The following is an 18,468-nucleotide window of genomic DNA, read 5'->3' as shown; positions in this document are numbered from 1 at the left end:
GCCCGCCCTCCGTTCACGACTGCGGGGCTCGCAAGCTCACTCCTCGCGCTCACTGGTACGACCTCCGCTCGTTCGGCGGTTGGATCTCCGCGCCCTTGTACTCGACGGGCACGCCGCCGAGCGGGTAGTCCTTGCGCTGCGGATGCCCCTCCCAGTCGTCCGGCATGAGGATGCGGGTCAGGTGGGGGTGGCCGTCGAAGATGATCCCGAACATGTCGTACGCCTCCCGCTCCTGCCAGTCGGCGGTCGGGTAGACGCTCGTCACGCTGGGCAGGTGCGGGGACTCGACGGAGACCGCGGCCTCCAGCCGGACCCGCCGCCGGTAGGTCATCGAGGTGAGCAGGTAGACCACGTGCAGCCGGCGCTCGTCGGCGCCGAGGTAGTCCACGCCGGACACCGAGGAGCACAGCTCGAACCGCAACGCCAGGTCGTCCCGGAGCACCTGGCAGACCTCGGCGATCCGCTCCGGGCGGATGTGCAGGGTCAACTCGCCCCGGTCGACGACGACCTTCTCGACCGCGTCACCGAAGGCCGGGTACGCCTCCTCCAACGCGTCACGGACCTCGTCGAAGTAGCCCCCGTACGGTCGGGACGCCTCCTCGATGGGCTGGCGCTGGCGGACCAGACCGCCGTAGCCGGACACGTCGCCGGTGCCCTGGTTGCCGAACATGCCGCGCCCGGCGGCGCTGGCCGGCGGGTACTCGGCCGGAGCCGTGCTGCTGGCGCCGGCCGGCGTGACCGGTACCGGCACCCCGCCGTCGTTGGGCTTGTCGGTGGGTGAGGTCATTTCGGGCCTGCCTGCGGGTGGAGGTGGTTCTGGGCGTTCATCCAGTTCTCGATCCGCAGCTGCTCCTCGCGCCCCTCGCGGACCGCCTTGGTCCACTGGGCACGCCGGGCCTTGTCGCTGCGGTAGGAGGACGGCATCGAGCCGTACGGCACGACCGGAACGTCGCCCCGTTCCTGGCGGGCCGCCAGCATCCGCCGGCCGCCGGCGCCCAGCGGCTCGTACATGATCTTCTCGCGGAGCTTGAGCACCGCGTCGATCAGCATCTCCGGGCGGGGCGGGCAGCCGGGCAGGTACATGTCGACGGGCACCACGTGGTCGACACCCTGCACGATCGCGTAGTTGTTGAACATGCCGCCACTGCTGGCGCAGACGCCCATCGACAGCACCCAGCGGGGCTCGGCCATCTGGTCGTAGATCTGGCGCAGCACCGGGGCCATCTTCTGACTCACCCGGCCCGCCACGATCATCAGGTCGGCCTGCCGGGGGGACGCCCGGAAGACCTCCATGCCCCACCGACCCATGTCGTAGTGCGGACCACCGGCGGCCATCATCTCGATGGCGCAGCAGGCCAGGCCGAAGGTGGCGCCCCACACGGACGACTTCCGGGACCAGTTGACCAGCTTCTCCACCGAGGTGAGCAGGACGCCGGCGGGAAGCTTCTCCTCGATGCCCATCTGACGTTCCTTCCTCAGTCCCAGTCCAGGCCGCCGCGACGCCACACGTAGGCGTACGCGACGAAGACCGCGACGATGAACAGGACCATCTCCACGAAGCCGAAGATCGGCAGAGCGTCGAACGTGACCGCCCAGGGGTAGAGGAAGATGATCTCGATGTCGAAGACGATGAAGAGCATCGCCGTCAGGTAGAACTTGATCGGGAACCGTCCGCCGCCGACCGGCTGCGGGCTCGGCTCGATGCCGCACTCGTACGCCTCGAGTTTGGCCTTGTTGTTGCGACGGGGACCGGTGAAGCGGGCGGCGCCGACGGAGAACAGCGCGAACGCCGCGGCGAGGGCGAACAGCCCGATGATCGGTGCGTAAGGCGAGAGCGACATCGTTTTCTCCTGCTCGTCCTTCCCTGCCCTCGGTGCTTGACGAAAATCACACTATTCACGTCCCTCGCAGTGGCAGTCGGCGGGGGTCGATCTTTGTCGGCCCCGGGGCTGTGACCAGCACCGATGCCGTCCTACCTAGACGGTTCCCACAATCGTTCGCGACCGCGGGACCCGCCCACTCCGCGCGCTACACGGCCGGGGCCACCTTCGTCATCGCGTTGATGACGCGATCCATCGCATCCCCACCGCGCGGGTCGGTCAGGTTGGCCAACAGCTTGAGCACGAAACGCATCAGGGTCGGGTGCGGCATGCCGTGTTTGGTGGCGATCCGCATGATCTCCGGGCGGCCGATCAGTTTCACGAAGATGCCGCCCAGCCGGTAGTAGCCGCCGAGCCGGGCCTTCAGCTCGTTCGGGTACGCCAGCAGCGCCCGCTCCCGCTCCGGGCCGGCCGGCCGGGCGAGCGCCTGCACGGCGACCTCGGCGGCCAGCTCGCCGGACTCCATGGCGTAGGCGATGCCCTCGCCGTTGAACGGGTTGACCATGCCACCGGAGTCGCCCACCAGCAGCACGCCGCGGGTGTAGTGCGGCACCCGGTTGAAGCCCATCGGCAGCGCCGCCCCGAGGATCGGGCCGTCGGCGTTGGCCTCGTCGGTCATCCCCCAGTCCGCCGGGGTGTTGGCGAGCCAGTCGGTGAGCAGCCGGCGGTAGTTGGTCTTGCCGAACGCGGAGGACGAGTTGAGCACGCCGAGGCCGACGTTGACCCGCCCGTCGCCGAGACCGAAGATCCAGCCGTAGCCCGGCAGCAGGTTGTCGCCGCTGTCCTTGCTGCGCAGCTCCAGCCAGGACTCCAGGTAGTTGTCGTCGTGCTTCGCGGGCGAGCGGTAGTAGCGGCGGACGGCCACGCCGATCGGCCGGTCCTCCCGCTTGGCCAGCCCGAGCGCGAGCGGGAACCGACCGGAGACGCCGTCCGCCGTGACGACCAGCGGAGCGTGGAAGGTGGCGGGCTCCTTGCCCGGCCCGACCTCCGCCTCCACGCCGACCACCCGACCACTCTCGTCGAGCACCGGGCCCAGCACGTTGACGCTGGTCCGCAGCTCGGCGCCGGCGGCCACCGCGCGCCTGGCGAGCAGGTCGTCGAAGTCCAGTCGGGTGCGCACCAGACCGTAGTTGGGGAAGCTGGCGAGGTCCGGCCAGTCCAGTTCGAGGCGCACGCCGCCGCCGATGACCCGCAGGCCACGGTTGTGCAGCCAGCCGGCCTCGGGTGAGGTGTCCACACCCATCCGGACGAGCTGGCGCACGGCGCGCGGGGTCAACCCGTCGCCGCAGACCTTCTCCCTGGGGAACTCGGTCTTCTCCAGCAACAGCACCCGTACACCGTGCTGAGCCAGGTGGTACGCGGTCGCTGACCCACCGGGACCGGCACCCACGACAATGACGTCGGCGTCGTGTTCCACCGCGGTCATTCGCGCCTCCTCCCGCACGCTCGTGAAATGCTTCACAAGCCAGACGGGACGAGTGTATGACCGGCGTCATACCAGCGCAGGGTCAGGGGTACCTAACTCGCCAATGTGACAGATCCTGACCGTCCACAGCGGCCGGGTGTCACGCCGGGCTGGGAGACTCCAGGCCCGCGTCGATCCGGATGGTCTCCGGCAGATGCTCACGCAGCGCACCGCCCGCCGCCCGGTCCAGTGCCGCCAACACCTCGGCGACCACCAGCCGGACCTCCCCCGGATCGGCCCCGGCCAACGCGCGCAACTGCGCGATGAGTTCGGCCGCGTCGTCGTCGGTGGCGGTCACCGGGGCCGCCGGCTCTGATCCGGTCATGCGATCGAGCCTACGGGGCAAAGTGGACCAAAAACCGATATTCACGAAACCTGAGTAATGTCCGCACTGCCCGGCTGGGCGGCACCGCCGCTACTCGCGGACCCCCCGGTGCAGGGCCACAACGCCACCGGTCAGGTTGCGCCAGGCCACCCGTCCCCACCCGGTCGCCGCGACCCGTCCCGCCAGCGCGGCCTGCGCCGGCCAGGCCCGGATCGACTCGGCGAGATAGGCGTACGCGTCGGGGTTGCTCGACACCCGGCGGGCGACCGCCGGCAGCGAACGCATCAGGTACGACAGGTAGACGGTCCGGAAGGCCGGATTGACCGGGGTGCTGAACTCGCAGATCACGAGCCGGCCACCGGGCCGCGTCACCCGGGCCAGCTCACGCAGCGCCCCGTCGGTGTCGTGCACGTTGCGCAGCGCGAAGGAGATGGTCACCGCGTCGAAGCTGGCGTCGGCGAACGGGAGTCGTAGCGCGTCACCGGCGAGCAGCGGCACCTCGGGACGGGTCCGCTTGCCGGTGTGCAGCATGCCCAGCGACAGGTCGACGCCGACCGCGTACGCCCCGGAGCGGGCCAGGTCCTGGGTCGAGACGCCGGTGCCCGCGCCAATGTCCAGCACCCGCTCGCCGGGTCGCAGCCCGAGCGCCGCCCGGGTGGCCCGACGCCAGGACCGGTCCTGCCCGAAGGCGAGGATCGTGTTGGTCAGGTCGTAACGCTCGGCCACCCCGTCGAACATCGCGGCGACCTCGTGCGGCTGCTTGTCCAGGCTGGCGCGTCGCCCCTGCGGTTCACGGCTCACCGGACCCACTCTGCCAGCCCGCGCGGACACCGGAACCGGCGGCGTGACACGTCCCACACCCCACCACACGAAAGGGCGGGGTGGTCGCCCACCCCGCCCTCGCGTCGTCAGCACCGTCAGTCGGTCGACTTCTCGTCGCCCGGCGCGACCAGAACCACCTTGCGCCGACGGGAGAGCACCAGCAGCGCCCCACCCGCCAGCAGGATGAGAGCGCCGATGGCACCGATCACACCGACCTGCACACCGGTCACCGGCAGCCCGCCACCGCCGGCGCCGCCACCGGCGGTCGGCGAGGTGGTGGCACCCGGCGTCGGCGTCGCGGTCGGCGTGGCCGTCGGGGTCACCGTCGGCGTCGGGGTCGGCGTCGTGGTGGGCGGCGTCCAGGTCAGGTCGACGAACGCCTCGAAGGTGGTGTGGTTGTCCACCACGTCGACCTCGGTGAACGCCTTCCGCTGCGCCGAGCTGGCGACCTCCGGCTCCTCCTCGGGCTGCCCCTCGGCGCCGTCCAGCCCCTGCGCGAAGAGGTCGCCCTCGTGCAGCACCGGCTCGGTCACGTCCTCACCGACGGTCACCCGGACATCCGCTGTGTAGTACTCACCGGGCTTCACGATCGCGCCGGCGTCCTCGCAGAACAACTGCTGCTTGCCGTCGAACACCTGCTCCAGGCAGCCCTCCGGCTTCTGCGCGAAGGTCACGCCCACCGGCAGGGTCAGGCCGTAGAAGATGCCGGTGGCCTTGCGGCTGCCGTCGTTGTAGACCGCCCAGTCCAGGGGCACCGTCTCGCCCCGTCGCACCGGACGCAGGTCGGGGTCGTCGCCCTTGACACCGTTGACCACGACGTTCGCCTGGACGTCCTGCACCCAACTGGTCAGGTCGTAGCCGGGCTTCCCGACGGTGATGGCGTGCTCGACCTTCATCTCGTCGGCGTCGAACTGCGCGTTGCTCGCCGCGATCTTGACGATCAGCGCGCCCGCGTCACCGCGACCACCGGTGGAGAACAGCGGGATGCCGAACTCCTCGCTGGTGCCGGCCGGCACGTCGCCGAGCTGGCAGGTGAACGTCCTGCCCTGCACCTGGCAGCCGTCCGGCACCACGACGCCGACCTTGTTCTTGTTCAACAGCTTGATGTTGGCGGTGTAGCTGACGTTCCTGGCGGCGACGGCGCTCCGGCTGTTGTCGACCCGGAACTTGAACGGCTTGGCCTTGGCCGCCTTGACGCCCTTGGCCAGTTCGTAGCTGATCGGCACCAGGGCCAGGTCGGCCTGGTCGGCGGCGTGCGCCGGGACGGCCACGGCGGCCAGGCCGCCGGCCGCCAGCAACGCCACGACACCGGCACGAACCAGCGTCGAGCGGTGGATCGCTGTCATCAGTCCCCCGGGGGTAGGGAAGAAAGGGTGGTTGCGCAACGAGCGGACGCTATCGGAGGGCGATCAGCCACGCCAACGGGCTCTCCTCGGTGCGGCCGGGGCCGCAGACGGTACGGGCGGGATGGTCGCCCACCCCGCCCGTACCGCCGTGCGTTATATGAACGACCCTCAGCGGGTCGATGGAGGACGGTCCCGACCAGCGCTGGCGCGCCGACGCGTCGTGGTACGAACGGATACGAGCCGGGACGCTAGCCGCCGACGATCATCCGCACCACCCCTGCGGCGGACAGCCTGTCGGTGCGGCGGCGGGGACCACCCGTACCGCCGGCGCTGCTCGGCGGGAGCATGAGTGTCGATCAGCCGAACGGCCAGGTCAGTTGACGTCCACCAGGGGCAGCGACCGACCCGCGCCGCCGCCGGGCAGGGCGATCGAGGAGAAGTGCGAGACCACCCGCTCGTCGGTCGGGTCGTCGGCCGGGGTGTGGTGCACGGCGAGCCGGTTGTAGAGGGTGTCGCGCTGCGCGGGGATGCGGTCCGCCGAGCGGATCATGGCGATCAGCTCGTGCAGGTTGGAGCGGTGCCGGGCACCGGCGGAGGAGATGACGTTCTCCTCCAGCATGATCGAGCCGAGGTCGTCCACGCCCATGTGCAGGGCGAGCTGCCCGACGTCCTTGCCGGTCGTCAGCCACGACGCCTGCAGGTGCGGCACCGTCTCGAAGAAGAGCCGGGCCACCGCTACCAGCCGCAGGTATTCCAGGGTGGTCGCCTGGGTGCGGCCCTTGAGGTGGTTGTTCTCCGGCTGGTACGTCCACGGGATGAAGGCCCGGAACCCACGGGTGCGGTCCTGCACGTCCCGGATCATGCGCAGGTGCTCGATCCGCTCGGCGTGCGTCTCGCCGGTGCCCATCATCATCGTGGCGGTCGACTCGACCCCCTGTCGGTGGGCCAGCTCCATGACCTCCAGCCAGCGCTCACCCGACTCCTTGAGCGGGGCGATCGCCCTGCGGGGCCGCTCGGGCAGCATCTCCGCGCCGGCGCCGGCGATCGAGTCCAGGCCGGCGGTCTTGATCCGGGCGATGGCCTCGTCCAGGCTGACCCCGGACACCTTCGCCATGTGCAGGATCTCGCTCGGGCCGATCGAGTGGATGGCCAGCTGCGGGTACGCCTGCTTGACCGAGGAGAACAGCTCCTCGTAGTACTCCACCCCGTAGTCGGGGTGGTGCCCGCCCTGGAGCATCACCTGGGTCGCGCCCAGCTCGACCGCCTCGCCGCACCGGCGCAGGATCTCCTCGGTCGGGTGGGTCCACCCCTCCTTGTGCTTCGGCGCCCGGTAGAACGCGCAGAACTTGCACGCCGTCACGCAGACGTTCGTGTAGTTGATGTTGCGATCGATCAGGTACGTGACGACGTTGTCCGGGTAGCGCCGCCGACGGACGGCGTCCGCCGCCTCGCCCAACGCGTGGAAGGGCGCCTCGGTGTAGAGCACCAGCGCCTCCTCGGGCGTGATCCGCCCGCCGTCCGCGCCGCGCTGCAGGATGTCGTCGATCTCCCGGCTCACCGTCACCACCCGAGCGTACGCCGACAGCAAGCCCTCCCCCTCCAGGGTGTTCGGGGCTGTGATCCAGTCCGCGCACCGGTCGCTGCCGTCCCGTACCGGCGCTACCTACTGGAAGCACACCTCCGCACCCAGAATGATCGACTCGCGCTCAGCGCCCCGGAATCACCAGAAAGCACGCTTTACAAGGGCTTGGGTGTCATTTTCTGACGCCTGGAGACTTGAACCGGGTAGTGTAATAGCTGTTCCAGGGTTAGGAGTTGAGGTAGAGGATGCTGCTGCGCTTCCGAGTGACCAACTTCGCCTCGCTTCGCGACGAAGCCGAGCTGAGCCTCGTCGCCACCGACGACCACCCGGGCCTCGCCGTCAAGCCGGTGCCACGGGAGAAGCTGTACGCTCTGCCCGTGGCCGGCATCTTTGGCCCGAACGCTTCAGGCAAGTCCAACGTCATCAAGGCCCTCGGCTTCGCACGCGACGCGGTCCGACTGTCTCACCAACGGTGGCTACCGGAAGAACCGATCCCGGGCCGGTGGCCGTTCCGGCTCGACCACGCGAGCGGATCTCGGCCGAGCGAGTTTGTCTTCGACTTCGTCGTCGAGAACGTGCGATACGAGTTCGGTTTCGCACTGGACGACGAGGAGATCCGGCACGAGTGGCTGTACGCCTTCCCGAAGGGACGGCGGCAGATCTACCTTGAGCGGGACGGCAGGTCGCTGCACTTCGGCAACAACCTGACTGGTCCGCGCGAGCTGATCGCGGAGACCGTGCGACCGAACAGCCTCTTCCTCTCCGCGGCGGCCACGCTCAACCACCCACAGTTGAGCAAAATCTACCGCTGGTTCAGCCCTCGCCAGATGGTCGCCTCGGGGGACGTCTCGACAGCTCGACCTCCACACGTGCTACCGGACGAGCGAATGCTCGCGCTCCTCCGATTCGCGGATCTGGGAGTTGTCGGCGCGACCGTCGTCGAGCGGGAGTCGGACCCTGGCGCCGACCCGAACGACCCGCAGGTCGAGCTTGTGCACTCAGCACACACCCAGGACGGGAAAGCACCTCTGCCCTGGCTGTGGGAGTCGGCGGGAACCCACAGTTGGTTCCATCTCCTGCAACTGGCGGTGCGGGCACTCGACGCCGGCGGACTACTGGCAGTCGACGACCTGGGCGGTGAGCTGCACCCGCTCCTCACCACCGAACTGATTCGACTCTTCCACGAGCCGGACACCAATCCACATGGCGCACAGCTCATTTTCAACAGCCATGACGTCGGGCTGCTCGGCCGCCACCGGAATCTTCGGCTCGGTCGAGACCAGATCTGGCTCACCGAAAAGGACAGCGGGGGCGCGACGCGGCTCTACCCCCTCAGCGAGTTCCGCGTGCGCGGTGGTCTCGACGACGTCGAGGGCAGGTACCTGAAGGGCCGCTACGGTGCCGTGCCGTTCCTGGACCAGGAGGTGCTCAGCCTCCTGAGCCCGCCAACCCGCGCCGCCTGACCTTCTTTGCGAAAACTCTGAAACTTGCAAACTTCGAACAGTGAAGTTCAGTGTCTTGATGGCTAGAGTTCTTCCGTGCCGCTTGTAGACCTCCGCAGCTCCTCGGTTGCCCGTTGATGGCCCGCCCCAGCAAATCGCTGCGACGCCAGCCCGGAAGTCGACAGGAACGCAAGACCTACCTGATCTGTTGCGAGGGTGAGAACACCGAAACCCTCTACTTCAAGGGCCTGCGCCGCGAACTACGGGCAGGCACCGTACGGATCGAGGTCTTCTCGGGCCAGGTGAGGCGTACGGCGTGGTGGAGAAGGCCATCGCGGAAGCTGACCGGGCCGCTGCCCAGGGTGATGGCTACGACGAGGTCTGGTGCGTCTTCGATGTCGAGGCACCGCGTGCACACGCCCGCCTCGGCGCGGCACTGGCGTTGGCTGGGCGGCACGGCGTCAACTGCGCCGTCTCGAATCCCTGCTTCGAGGTCTACCTCCTACTCCACGAGGATCTGCCATACCTGACGACCATCGAGGCGTGTCGGCGGCTGGAAGAGCACCCGTGTGGCTATAGCCGGCGCGGAAAGCTCCTGGACTACGAGGCTCTGAGAGCAGGGCGCCCTGACGCATTTCGTCGAGCAGCGCGGCTGGACAGGCTGAGTGCAGACCGGCCGCTGGCCGACAGGAACCCCTCGACCTCGGTGCCAGGCCTGGTAACGGCGCTGGAGACCGACGCCGCCAGCAACCCCTTATAAGAACGTGAGGAGCGCGCACGATGCCGATGCACAGGATCGAGATCGACGACCAGGTGTACGCCCTGCTCCAGCGGCACGCGGAGCCCTTCGTCGATCGTGAGAACGACGTACTCCGCCGGTTGTTAGGGATCGACCTCTGCGCTGAGAAGGCGAAGGAGGCTGGGCGGCCGGGTGGCGACCTCATGGGTCTGATCGAAGCCAAGCTGCTAGCCCCAGGGGACGAGCTCATCCACGTGCAGTCACGAAAGGGCAGGACACACCGGGCGGTGGTGACCACCGATGGGCACCTCCGCCTCCCCGACGGGTCTACCTACGCCAAGCCCTCTCCGGCGCTCAAGGCGTGCGTCGGCCACGACATCAACGGTTGGGGGCAGTGGACCCACGTCCGGAGCAACGGACCACTTCAGTCCCTCCGGCAGAAGCTGCTGGAGAGGGGAAGCCTGAGTACCCCTCAGGCGTCGTAGTCGACGGTCAGCCTGTCAGTCGTCGGGCTGGACTGGCAGGTCAGCACGTAGCCGGCGGCCAGCTCGTCGGGCTCCAGGGCGTAGTTGCGGGCCATCGTGACAGCGCCGTCCACGACCTTCGCCTTGCAGGTGGAGCAGACGCCGCCCTTGCAGGCGTACGGCAGTTCGCCGCGCACCTTCAACGCGGCGTCCAGCACCCGTTCCTCGCGACCCATGGTGAAGCTCGACGAGCGGCCGTCCAGCACGATGGTGACCTCGGTGCCGGCACCCGCCTGCTCGGCTGGGCGGCGCACCGGCTCCGGCGGCGCGTCGACGTGGAACAGTTCGGTGTGCACCGCCGACTCGGGCAGCCCGCGCGCGGTGAGCACCTCCCGCACGTCGACGACCATGCCGTACGGGCCGCAGAGGAACCACTCCTCGATCGCGTCGCCCGGCACGATGCTGCCCAGCAGCCGGCCCGTCCGGTCGGCGTCGATCCGCCCGGAGAGCAGCGGCGACTCGCCCTGTTCCCGGGAGAGCACGTGCACCAGGTGCAGGCGGGTCGGGTAGCGGTCCTTCAGGTCGGCCAACTCCTCGGCGAACATCACAGTGTTCGCCGTGCGGTTGCCGTACACCAGTGTGAACGTGCTGGCCGGCTCGACGGCCAGGGCGGTCGCGACCAGCCCGAGCACCGGGGTGATGCCGGAGCCGGCGACGACGGCGCCGTAGTGGCGGACCCGGTCCGGCGCGAACGCCGTGGTGAAGGTGCCCAGCGGCGGCAGCACCTCGACCGTGTCGCCGCCGCGCAGCGCTCCACAGGCGAACGCCGAGAAGGCGCCGCCGGGGACCTCGCGCACGCCGATCCGCAGCCGGCCGTGCCGGGCCAGGTCGTCCGGGGTGGAGCAGATCGAGTACGACCGGCGCACGTCGGCGCCGTCCTCGGCGACCCGCCGCACGGTGAGGTGCTGACCCGCGCGGAACGCGAAGGTCGCGCGCAACTCCTCGGGTACGGCGAAGGTCACCGCCACGGAGTCGTCGGTGAGCCGGTCGACGGCGGCGACCGGAAGCGGGTGGAAGACCGGCCGGCGACGGACCGGGCGGGTGATGGTGACAGTCACAGCGCCTTCAGGTGGTCGAAGGGTTCGGAGCACGAGCGGCAGCGCCACAGCGCCTTGCACGCGGTGGAGCCGAACCGGCTGACCTGCTCGGTCTCCGGTGAGCCGCAGCGCGGGCAACGGACCGCGAGCGTCAACGGCACGACGCCGGGGCCGGCGGTCGGCGCGGGCGGGGCGATCCCGGCGGCGGCGAGCTTCGCCCGCCCACCCGCGGAGATCCAGTCGGTGCTCCACGCCGGGCTGTAGACGGTGCGGACCTCCGCGTCGCGATGGCCGGCGGCGGCGAGCGCGCGGCGGATGTCGGCGCGGATGACGTCCATCGCCGGGCAGCCGGTGTAGGTCGGGGTGATGGTCACTGTGACCCGCCCACTGGCCGGGTCCTCCTCGACCGCCCGCAGAATGCCGAGCTCGTCGATGGTGACCACCCGGATCTCCGGGTCCACCACGCTCGCGGCGGCCGTCCTCGCGCTCACCACCGTGCCCCGGGGTGGGCGCGGTGCAGCACCTGCATCTCGGCCAGCAGGTAGGACAGGTGCTCGGTGTGCACGCCGGCCCGCCCGCCGCCCGGCGCCCAACCGCTGTCCGGCCGGGTGAGCGTCGCCTCGGCCAGCACCGGGCCGACCGCCTCGTCGAACGCCGGCCGCAGAGTGGCCGGGTCGACCGGCGCCGCCGGGTCCGCGACGAAAAGCTCATGGGTGTACGGCCACACGTGGTCGACGGCCGCCTGCATCCGACGGTGCGACTCCTCGGTGCCGTCGCCCAGCCGCTTCACCCAGAGCGCGCCGTGGTCCAGGTGGTAGGCCGACTCCTTGCGTGCCTTCGCGCCGATCGCGGCCAGCCGCTCGTCGGCGCAGCCGGCCAGCGCGGTGTACAGCGGCAGTTGATAGGCGGCCAGGAAGAGCAGCTTCGCCATGGTCACCGCGAAGTCGCCGTTGGGCAGCTCGACCAGGAGCACGTTGCGGAACTCGCGGTCGTCGCGCAGGTACGCCAGCGCGTCCTCGTCGCGGCCGGCGCCCTCCAGCTCACCGGCGTACGACAGCAGCAGGCGGGCTGCCCCGAGCTGGTCGAGCGCGATGTTGGCCAGCGCGATGTCCTCTTCCATCTCCGGCGCCCGGGTGGTCCACTCGGCGAGCCGCTGAGCCGCGATCAACGCGTCGTCGGCGAGCCCGAGGGTGAAGTCGATCGGCTTGCCGCTCACAGGTGGGCCACCCCGTCCGGCACCTGGTAGAAGGTGGGGTGGCGGTAGACCTTGTCGGCGGCCGGGTCGAAGAAGGAGTCCTTCTCGTCCGGGCTGGACGCGGTGATCGCCGCGGCCGGCACCACCCAGATCGACACGCCCTCCTGCCGTCGGGTGTAGAGGTCCCGCGCGTTGCGCAACGCCAGCTCGGCGTCGGGCGCGTGCAGGCTGCCGACGTGGGTGTGCGAGAGCCCGCGCCGGGCCCGCACGAAGACCTCCCAGAGCGGGGTGTGTTGGGTCATGCCGCTACCGTCTCCTTCTGTTCCGCCCGCTTCGCGGCGTACGCCGCGGCGGCCTCGCGTACCCATGCGCCGTCGGTGTGCGCGGCCCGGCGGTGCGCCATCCGCTCGCGGTTGCACGGCCCGTCGCCCTTGATCACCCGCAGCAGCTCGTCGTAGTCCGGCTGGGTGTAGTCGTACGCCTGCCGCTCCTCGTTCCACAGCAGGTCGTCGTCGGGGATGCGCAGCCCGAGGACCTCGGCCTGCTGCACGCACATGTCGACGAAGCGCTGCCGGAGGTCGTCGTTGGAGAAGCGCTTGATCTTCCACGCCATCGACTGGGCCGAGTGGGTGGAGTCGCCGTCCGGTGGGCCGAACATCGCCAGCGACGGGTACCACCAGCGGTCCACCGCGTCCTGGGCCATCGCCCGCTGCTCGGCGGTGCCGTGCGCCAGGGTGTGCAGGATCTCGTAGCCCTGCCGCTGGTGGAACGACTCCTCCTTGCAGACCCTGATCATCGCGCGGGCGTACGGGCCGTAGGAGCAGCGGCAGAGCGGCACCTGGTTGACGATCGCCGCGCCGTCCACCAGCCAGCCGATCGCGCCCACGTCGGCCCAGCTGAGGGTGGGGTAGTTGAAGATCGAGCTGTACTTCTGCCGGCCGTCGAGCAGCAGCCCGACCAGCTCGTCGCGGCTGATGCCGAGGGTCTCGGCGGCGGCGTAGAGGTAGAGGCCGTGGCCCGCCTCGTCCTGCACCTTGGCCAGCAGGATCGCCTTGCGCTTGAGCGAGGGCGCCCGACTGATCCAGTTGCCCTCCGGCTGCATGCCGATGATCTCGGAGTGGGCGTGCTGGGCGATCTGCCGGATCAGCGTCCGGCGGTACGCCTCGGGCATCCAGTCCCGTGGCTCGATCTTCTGCTCGGCGTCGATCACCTCGGCGAAGTACGCCGCCAGGTCCTCGTCCGGCGCGGGGCCACCCCGCCGTCCGCGCGCCGCCGCCGCCCGCAGCTCGGCCTCGGCGGCCTCGACCTCGCCCAGCAGGCCGCCGGGTGCCTCGTCCGGACCGCCGTCGGGGGCGGAGAAGTCGTTGCCATACATGAGGCTAAGTGTTACAGCTTGCGCCTCGCCGCACCAGGGGGTGTAACAAGAATCCGAGGATGCCATCCGTACTTGAATGTGTGCTTTGCGCTACCGCGACGGTGTGCTACGGCCGTGACGTGGGCCACTGAACAAACGTGAATCGCTGCAATAACCTCATACCGACCCCATATCGCGCCTTTATGCCAGGTTGCCTAGTGTCGGACGCTGGCGGGTCGCGCAAGCGGACGTAGACTTTCCGCCGTCACACCGATCGGCTTCAGACGATCGCCGCTCGACAGAGGCCATCTCCCCCGGCCTCGGCGATCCGCCGATCCGTCCGGACAACAAGCCGGTCCCCCCGGCCCTGACACCTGGAGCTCACCCACTCATGCGATCCCGCGTGATCATGGTGCTCGCCGTCGCGGCGGTCGTGCTCGGCGGCGTGCTGCTGGTCCCCGCCGCGTACGCCCGGCTCTCCGCCGGCGACGGCAGCGGAGGCAGCGGAGGCGGCTCGACCGTCGCCGCGCCGGCACCGACCCCACCGCCGCCGCCGACGCTGGCGGCCGGTCCGGTGTCGGTGAACTACCAGGGTGAGTTCTTGTCGTGGGCCCTGCTGGACCGGCAGACCGGAAAGGTCTCCGGCTCGCCGAACATGACCGCCACCAGCTCCACCGAGTCGATGATCAAGGCGTGGATCGTCTCGGACTACCTGCGGCAGCTCGGTGACAGGGAGCCGCCCCCGACGTTGAAGCAGGCCGCGAGCCTCGCGATCATCGACAGCAACGACGGTGCGGCCAACAAGGTCCACGCCGCCGCGGGCGGGTCGTACAAACCCTCGACGAGCAGCGTTCCCGACCCGGTGATCCAGCGGGCGATCAAGATCTGCGGGCTGACCGACACCAAGCGCGGCAACATCAAGCCGTACACCGGCTACTGGAGCTTCACCCGGATGTCCCCCCGCGACGCGGCTCGGCTCGGCGACTGCATCGCCGACGGCAAGGCCGCCGGCCCGAAGTGGACCAAGTGGGTGCTCGACCAGATGAGCAAGGTCCGCGGCAGCACCGCCGCCAAGGACCAGAGACCCAGCTCGGGCGGTGGTCGTTGGGGGATCATCGACGGCCTGCCCAAGTCGATCACCGCGCAGGGTCCGGTGAGCATCAAGAACGGTTGGACCCCGATCAACTACGACGGCAACTGGCACGTCAACTGCCTCGCCGTCAACGGCAAATGGAGTCTCGCGGTGATGCTGCGTTACCCGCAGAAGCTCGGGCTGAACTACGGCGCGAAGGTCTGCGCCAGCGTGGCCAGTCAGCTGGTCACCCCGCAGCCGGGCGCCGCGCTCAAGGTTCCGCAGCAACCGGTCGGAAAGCTCTGATGGCGGGCGATCGCCGGGGCAACGGCGAGGCTTCCCCGCTACGCCTGATCGCCATCGCGGTCATCCTGATCGGGCTGGTGCTGGTGTCGTTGCGGCTGCTGCCCGGCTCCCCCTTCGAGTCGGCCGCCGCGGCCAAGTGGGGCGAAGCGGACTCCAGCGCGGACAACCGGTCCACCGGCTCGCCCACCGACCGCAGCGCCCGCCAGCCGTCGGCGCCGTCACCCAGCCCGTCGCTGGAGCCGCTGCCGTTCGTGGCGAAGAACCTCGATCTCGACATCGAGGGCTGGTATTCGTGGAGCGTCCTGGACCGCCGCACCGGCAAGATCATCGGCTCCAGGAACATGGGCGAGACCAGCACGACCGCCTCGATGATCAAAGCCTGGATCGTGGCCGACTACCTGCGCCGCGCGGCCGACGCCGGTGAGACGCCGAGCGACGCGAAGCTCGCCGACGCGACCCGGATCATCCGGGACAGCGACAACACCCGGGCCGAGCAGTTCTACAACCTGGTCGGCCGGGACGCCTCGATCAAGCGGCTGATCTCCATGTGTGAGCTGACCGACAGCAGCGTCGCCCCGGACAAGGGCTGGTCCCGCACGGCGCTCTCCCCCCGGGACACCGCCCGCATGGGCAACTGCATCGCCACCGGCACCGCCGCCGGGCCGGAATGGACCAAGTGGCTGCTCAACGAGATGAAGCTGGTGCGGGGCGCGGGTGACTTCGGCATCCGCAAGGCGTTCCCGGCCGCCGAACGGAAGCAGATCGCCATCAAGAACGGGTGGATCGACCGGACCAGGGAGCAGGAGATGCACATCAACTGCCTGGCCATCGGCGACACCTGGACGATGGGCGTCATGGTCAAGTACCCGATCGGCATGGGCTACGACTACGGCATGCAGAACTGCGAGAAGATCACCGAGGCGCTGCTCCGTCCCGGTGCCTGACTCGCGCCGTCGCGAGCCGAGTCGCGCCGTCGCGCGGCGCCTGACTCGCGCCGTCGCGCGGCCGTCAGGGCCGCGCGAGGACGCAGGTAGCGGCGGGTGTCAGCTGGCGAAGAACTCCGGACCACCCTCGGTCAGGGCCGGGGCCTCGCCGATGGCGGCGGCTCGCCGGGCCCACTCGCGCAGTCCGGCGACCTGCCGCTCGCCGAGGGAGAAGTCCAGGGCCCGGAAGTACGTGGCCAGCGTCGCCGCGTCGAACGCCTCCCAGCGGGCAGCCGCCTCGGCCACCTGGTCCAGCTCGGCCAGGCAGAGGTCCCGCGAACGCAGAAACGCCTCGTGCACCTCCTTGACCAGCCCCGGATGGGCGGCGGCGAAGTCGCGCCGGACCGCCCAGACGGCGAAGACCATCGGCAGCCCGGTCCATTCCTTCCACGCCTGGCCCAGATCGGTGACGGTGAGGCCCTTCTGCGGCGCCTCGTGGTAGGCGCGGAGCGCCACGTCGCCGATCAACACGGCGGCGTCGGCCTCCAGCAGCATCTGGGTCAGGTCGGGCGGGCAGCGGAAGTAGTCGGGTCGAACACCGTACTGCTCGGCGAGCAGCAACTGCGCCGTCATGACCCCGGTCCGCGAGGTCGAACCGAGCGCCACCCGGGCGCCGTCCAACTCGCCCAGCGGCCGGGTGGAGACGAGGTTGACCGAGAGCACCGGTCCGTCACTGCCCACCGCGAGGTCCGGCAGGAGCAGCAGCTCGTCCGCGTGCTTCAGGTACTCCAGGAGCGTGATCGGGCCGATGTCGAGGTCGCCGGCCACCAACGCCGCGCTGAGCCGGTCCGGCGAGTCCTTGTGCAGGTCGACGTCGAGCAGGGCACCGGAGCGCATCAGACCCCAGTAGATGGGGAGGCAGTTCAGGAACTGGATGTGCCCGACTCGCGGGCGTGCGATGCGCTCAGCCATGGCCCGACCGTAACCCCGGGGTCCGGCCGCGGCTCGGCAGGTGGCCCCGAAGTGGCCAACCCCGCACTCGACCCGACCGACCGCCGGTCGCCCGACTGGTCGCCCGGCCCGCCCGCGGGCGAAGTCGGCTGGTCGCCCTGCCCGCCCGCGGGCGGGGTCGGCTGGTCGTCCGCTCGCCGTACCGCCCGGATCACGACCGGCACGAAGGTCAGCACCACCAGCAGCCCCACCAGGCCGGTGCCGGCGATCAGCGGCCGGGGACTGACGGCGGCGAGCAGTGCCCCGCCGATCAGGAAGCCGACCATCGAGCCACCCTGTACCGCAGCGCCGTAGCTGGCGTACGCCCTGGCACGCATCGCCTCCGGCACCCGACGGACGGTGAGCAGGTTGGCGAAGACGTTCTCGCCTGCGTTGGCCGCACCGCCGATCAGCCAGAGCGGCACCAGCACACCCGCCGCGGGGACCGCCGCCGCCACCAGCACCATCAGGCTGCACACTGCCAGGGCGGCGAGCACCCCGCGTACCAGCGCGGCATCGTCCGTCAGGTGTTTGGCGAGTCGCGCGGCGAACCAGGCACCGGGCAGCATGCCGGCCATCCAGGCGGCGCTGACCAGACCGTACATGGTGGGCGAACTGTCCAGCGTCTCCCTGATGAAGAAGACCTCGACCACGTTGATGCCACCGATCGCCGCGATCACCACAGCGGTGCTCACCACCATGACCAGCATCAGCGGATCGCGGCGCAGCCGCCAGCTGACCTGCGTACCCCCGGGGGTGGTGGTGGCCGACGAGGCCGGGCTGCCCACGACGACCCGGTCGGCGGGGCGCGCCGTCGGGCCGTCCACGGCGACCTGGCTGGCGGAGCGCCGTCCGCCGCGTCGGGTCCGCAGCAGCAGGCCCGCGACCACGAGCGCGAGGTAGGTGGCGGCGTCGAGCAGCAGCGGGACGCGGGTGCCGAACTCCCCCACCAGCAGACCGGCGAGCGCGGGACCACCGAGCGCGCCGAGCGAGACGGCGGTCTGGCTGATCGCGCTGGCTCGTGGCAGGTCGGCCGGGCGGACCATCGCCGGCAGCAGCGCCGCCAGGCAGGGCTGGGTCACCGCCAGCCCGCACGCCAGCAGGGTGACGAGCCCGACCACCAGAACCGGATGCTCGACGACGGCGAGGAACGCGCAGATCGCGGCCTGCGCGAGACCGACGGTCACCAGCAGGGTACGGCTGTCCATCCGATCGGCGAGGCGGCCCGCGAGCGGGGCCAGCACCACCAGGGGCGCTGTGGCCGCGAGCAGCAGCCCGGACACGGCCAGGCTCCCGGCACCGGCCCCCTGGAGGGCGAGCGCCAGCGCGGTCGCGGCAAGGAAGTCGCCGCAGATCGTCGTGCCCCGAGCGGTCGCGGCCAACCAGACGTCCGACCAGCGCGACCCGTCAGTTGTGAAGGACATACTTCGAAAATAATCCTTCACAACTGGTCTACGCAACCCCGG

20 protein-coding genes are annotated in these 18,468 nt (G+C 70.1%); 5 read left to right on the top strand and 15 right to left on the bottom strand.

Going from position 1 to position 18,468, the window contains the following annotated elements:
• Positions 1 to 49 precede the first annotated feature (49 nt).
• From O7634_RS11225 to mqnC, 8 genes are all read right to left on the bottom strand, one after another.
• Positions 50 to 787 carry an NADH-quinone oxidoreductase subunit C gene (locus tag O7634_RS11225; protein ID WP_278150072.1) on the bottom strand — a complete coding sequence of 246 codons (738 nt, stop codon included), beginning with the start codon at positions 785 to 787 and terminating at the stop codon, positions 50 to 52.
• Entirely contained in the window at positions 784 to 1,461 is a 678-nt protein-coding gene (locus tag O7634_RS11220) for an NADH-quinone oxidoreductase subunit B (protein WP_278150071.1), read from the bottom strand. Before O7634_RS11220 ends, O7634_RS11225 begins: the two co-directional genes overlap by 4 nt.
• Positions 1,462 to 1,475: 14 nt before the next feature.
• Positions 1,476 to 1,841: an NADH-quinone oxidoreductase subunit A gene (locus O7634_RS11215; protein WP_278150070.1), complete on the bottom strand. Its 366-nt coding sequence runs from the start codon at positions 1,839 to 1,841 to the stop codon at positions 1,476 to 1,478.
• A gap of 187 nt (positions 1,842 to 2,028) precedes the next feature.
• The gene (locus O7634_RS11210) at positions 2,029 to 3,306 is read right to left on the bottom strand and encodes a geranylgeranyl reductase family protein (protein ID WP_278150069.1); all 1,278 of its coding nucleotides are present in this window, start codon (positions 3,304 to 3,306) and stop codon (positions 2,029 to 2,031) included.
• A gap of 139 nt (positions 3,307 to 3,445) precedes the next feature.
• On the bottom strand, positions 3,446 to 3,670 hold the full coding sequence (locus O7634_RS11205; RefSeq protein WP_278150068.1) for a hypothetical protein: 225 nt from the start codon (positions 3,668 to 3,670) through the stop codon (positions 3,446 to 3,448).
• Positions 3,671 to 3,760: 90 nt separating this feature from the next.
• Positions 3,761 to 4,471 (bottom strand): demethylmenaquinone methyltransferase, encoded by a 711-nt coding sequence (locus tag O7634_RS11200; RefSeq protein WP_278150067.1) that lies wholly within the window; start codon positions 4,469 to 4,471, stop codon positions 3,761 to 3,763.
• 116 nt (positions 4,472 to 4,587) lie between these two features.
• Positions 4,588 to 5,838 carry an LPXTG cell wall anchor domain-containing protein gene (locus O7634_RS11195; RefSeq protein ID WP_278150066.1) on the bottom strand — a complete coding sequence of 417 codons (1,251 nt, stop codon included), beginning with the start codon at positions 5,836 to 5,838 and terminating at the stop codon, positions 4,588 to 4,590.
• 373 nt (positions 5,839 to 6,211) lie between these two features.
• Positions 6,212 to 7,402: a cyclic dehypoxanthinyl futalosine synthase gene (mqnC, locus tag O7634_RS11190; RefSeq protein WP_278150065.1), complete on the bottom strand. Its 1,191-nt coding sequence runs from the start codon at positions 7,400 to 7,402 to the stop codon at positions 6,212 to 6,214.
• A 263-nt stretch (positions 7,403 to 7,665) separates the two neighbouring features.
• Between mqnC and O7634_RS11185 the strand changes: the two genes are divergently transcribed.
• The 3 genes from O7634_RS11185 to O7634_RS11175 all read left to right on the top strand — a co-directional run bounded on the left by O7634_RS11185 (position 7,666) and on the right by O7634_RS11175 (position 10,086).
• Positions 7,666 to 8,883, top strand: a complete 1,218-nt coding sequence (locus O7634_RS11185; protein WP_278150064.1) for an ATP-binding protein — start codon at positions 7,666 to 7,668, stop codon at positions 8,881 to 8,883.
• 295 nt (positions 8,884 to 9,178) lie between these two features.
• A complete protein-coding gene (locus O7634_RS11180) occupies positions 9,179 to 9,622 on the top strand; it encodes an RloB family protein (protein WP_278150063.1) in 444 nt (147 codons plus the stop codon).
• Positions 9,623 to 9,642: 20 nt separating this feature from the next.
• A complete protein-coding gene (locus O7634_RS11175) occupies positions 9,643 to 10,086 on the top strand; it encodes a hypothetical protein (RefSeq protein WP_278150062.1) in 444 nt (147 codons plus the stop codon).
• Here the strand turns inward: O7634_RS11175 and paaE are convergent.
• Genes paaE through paaA form a run of 5 tightly spaced genes read right to left on the bottom strand, consistent with a single transcriptional unit; the run spans position 10,074 to position 13,732 of the window.
• Positions 10,074 to 11,183 (bottom strand): 1,2-phenylacetyl-CoA epoxidase subunit PaaE, encoded by a 1,110-nt coding sequence (paaE, locus tag O7634_RS11170; protein WP_278150061.1) that lies wholly within the window; start codon positions 11,181 to 11,183, stop codon positions 10,074 to 10,076. The genes O7634_RS11175 and paaE overlap by 13 nt on opposite strands.
• Positions 11,180 to 11,656: a 1,2-phenylacetyl-CoA epoxidase subunit PaaD gene (paaD, locus tag O7634_RS11165; protein WP_278150060.1), complete on the bottom strand. Its 477-nt coding sequence runs from the start codon at positions 11,654 to 11,656 to the stop codon at positions 11,180 to 11,182. Before paaD ends, paaE begins: the two co-directional genes overlap by 4 nt.
• Positions 11,650 to 12,378, bottom strand: coding sequence for a 1,2-phenylacetyl-CoA epoxidase subunit PaaC (gene paaC, locus O7634_RS11160; protein ID WP_278150059.1), 729 nt, complete (start codon positions 12,376 to 12,378; stop codon positions 11,650 to 11,652). Before paaC ends, paaD begins: the two co-directional genes overlap by 7 nt.
• Entirely contained in the window at positions 12,375 to 12,659 is a 285-nt protein-coding gene (gene paaB / locus O7634_RS11155) for a 1,2-phenylacetyl-CoA epoxidase subunit PaaB (protein WP_278150058.1), read from the bottom strand. Before paaB ends, paaC begins: the two co-directional genes overlap by 4 nt.
• Positions 12,656 to 13,732: a 1,2-phenylacetyl-CoA epoxidase subunit PaaA gene (gene paaA / locus O7634_RS11150; RefSeq protein ID WP_278150057.1), complete on the bottom strand. Its 1,077-nt coding sequence runs from the start codon at positions 13,730 to 13,732 to the stop codon at positions 12,656 to 12,658. The genes paaB and paaA overlap by 4 nt, the downstream gene beginning before the upstream one ends.
• Positions 13,733 to 14,102: 370 nt before the next feature.
• On the opposite strand from paaA, the gene O7634_RS11145 reads away from it, so the two are divergent.
• Together O7634_RS11145 and O7634_RS11140 are read left to right on the top strand one after the other, a co-directional pair.
• Positions 14,103 to 15,089: a hypothetical protein gene (locus tag O7634_RS11145; RefSeq protein ID WP_278150056.1), complete on the top strand. Its 987-nt coding sequence runs from the start codon at positions 14,103 to 14,105 to the stop codon at positions 15,087 to 15,089.
• Entirely contained in the window at positions 15,089 to 16,033 is a 945-nt protein-coding gene (locus O7634_RS11140; RefSeq protein WP_278150055.1) for a hypothetical protein, read from the top strand. Before O7634_RS11145 ends, O7634_RS11140 begins: the two co-directional genes overlap by 1 nt.
• 99 nt (positions 16,034 to 16,132) lie before the next feature.
• Here the strand turns inward: O7634_RS11140 and O7634_RS11135 are convergent, their stop codons facing one another.
• Both O7634_RS11135 and O7634_RS11130 read right to left on the bottom strand, forming a co-directional pair.
• Positions 16,133 to 16,984 (bottom strand): menaquinone biosynthesis protein, encoded by an 852-nt coding sequence (locus tag O7634_RS11135; RefSeq protein WP_278150054.1) that lies wholly within the window; start codon positions 16,982 to 16,984, stop codon positions 16,133 to 16,135.
• The gene (locus O7634_RS11130; RefSeq protein WP_278150053.1) at positions 16,936 to 18,426 is read right to left on the bottom strand and encodes an MFS transporter; all 1,491 of its coding nucleotides are present in this window, start codon (positions 18,424 to 18,426) and stop codon (positions 16,936 to 16,938) included. Before O7634_RS11130 ends, O7634_RS11135 begins: the two co-directional genes overlap by 49 nt.
• Positions 18,427 to 18,468: the final 42 nt, after the last annotated feature.

It is taken from the genome of Micromonospora sp. WMMD1120 (genome assembly GCF_029626235.1).
GTDB lineage: Bacteria > Actinomycetota > Actinomycetes > Mycobacteriales > Micromonosporaceae > Micromonospora.
Note: the sequence above shows the minus strand (reverse complement) of the source record. Positions and strands in the feature narration are given on the sequence as shown.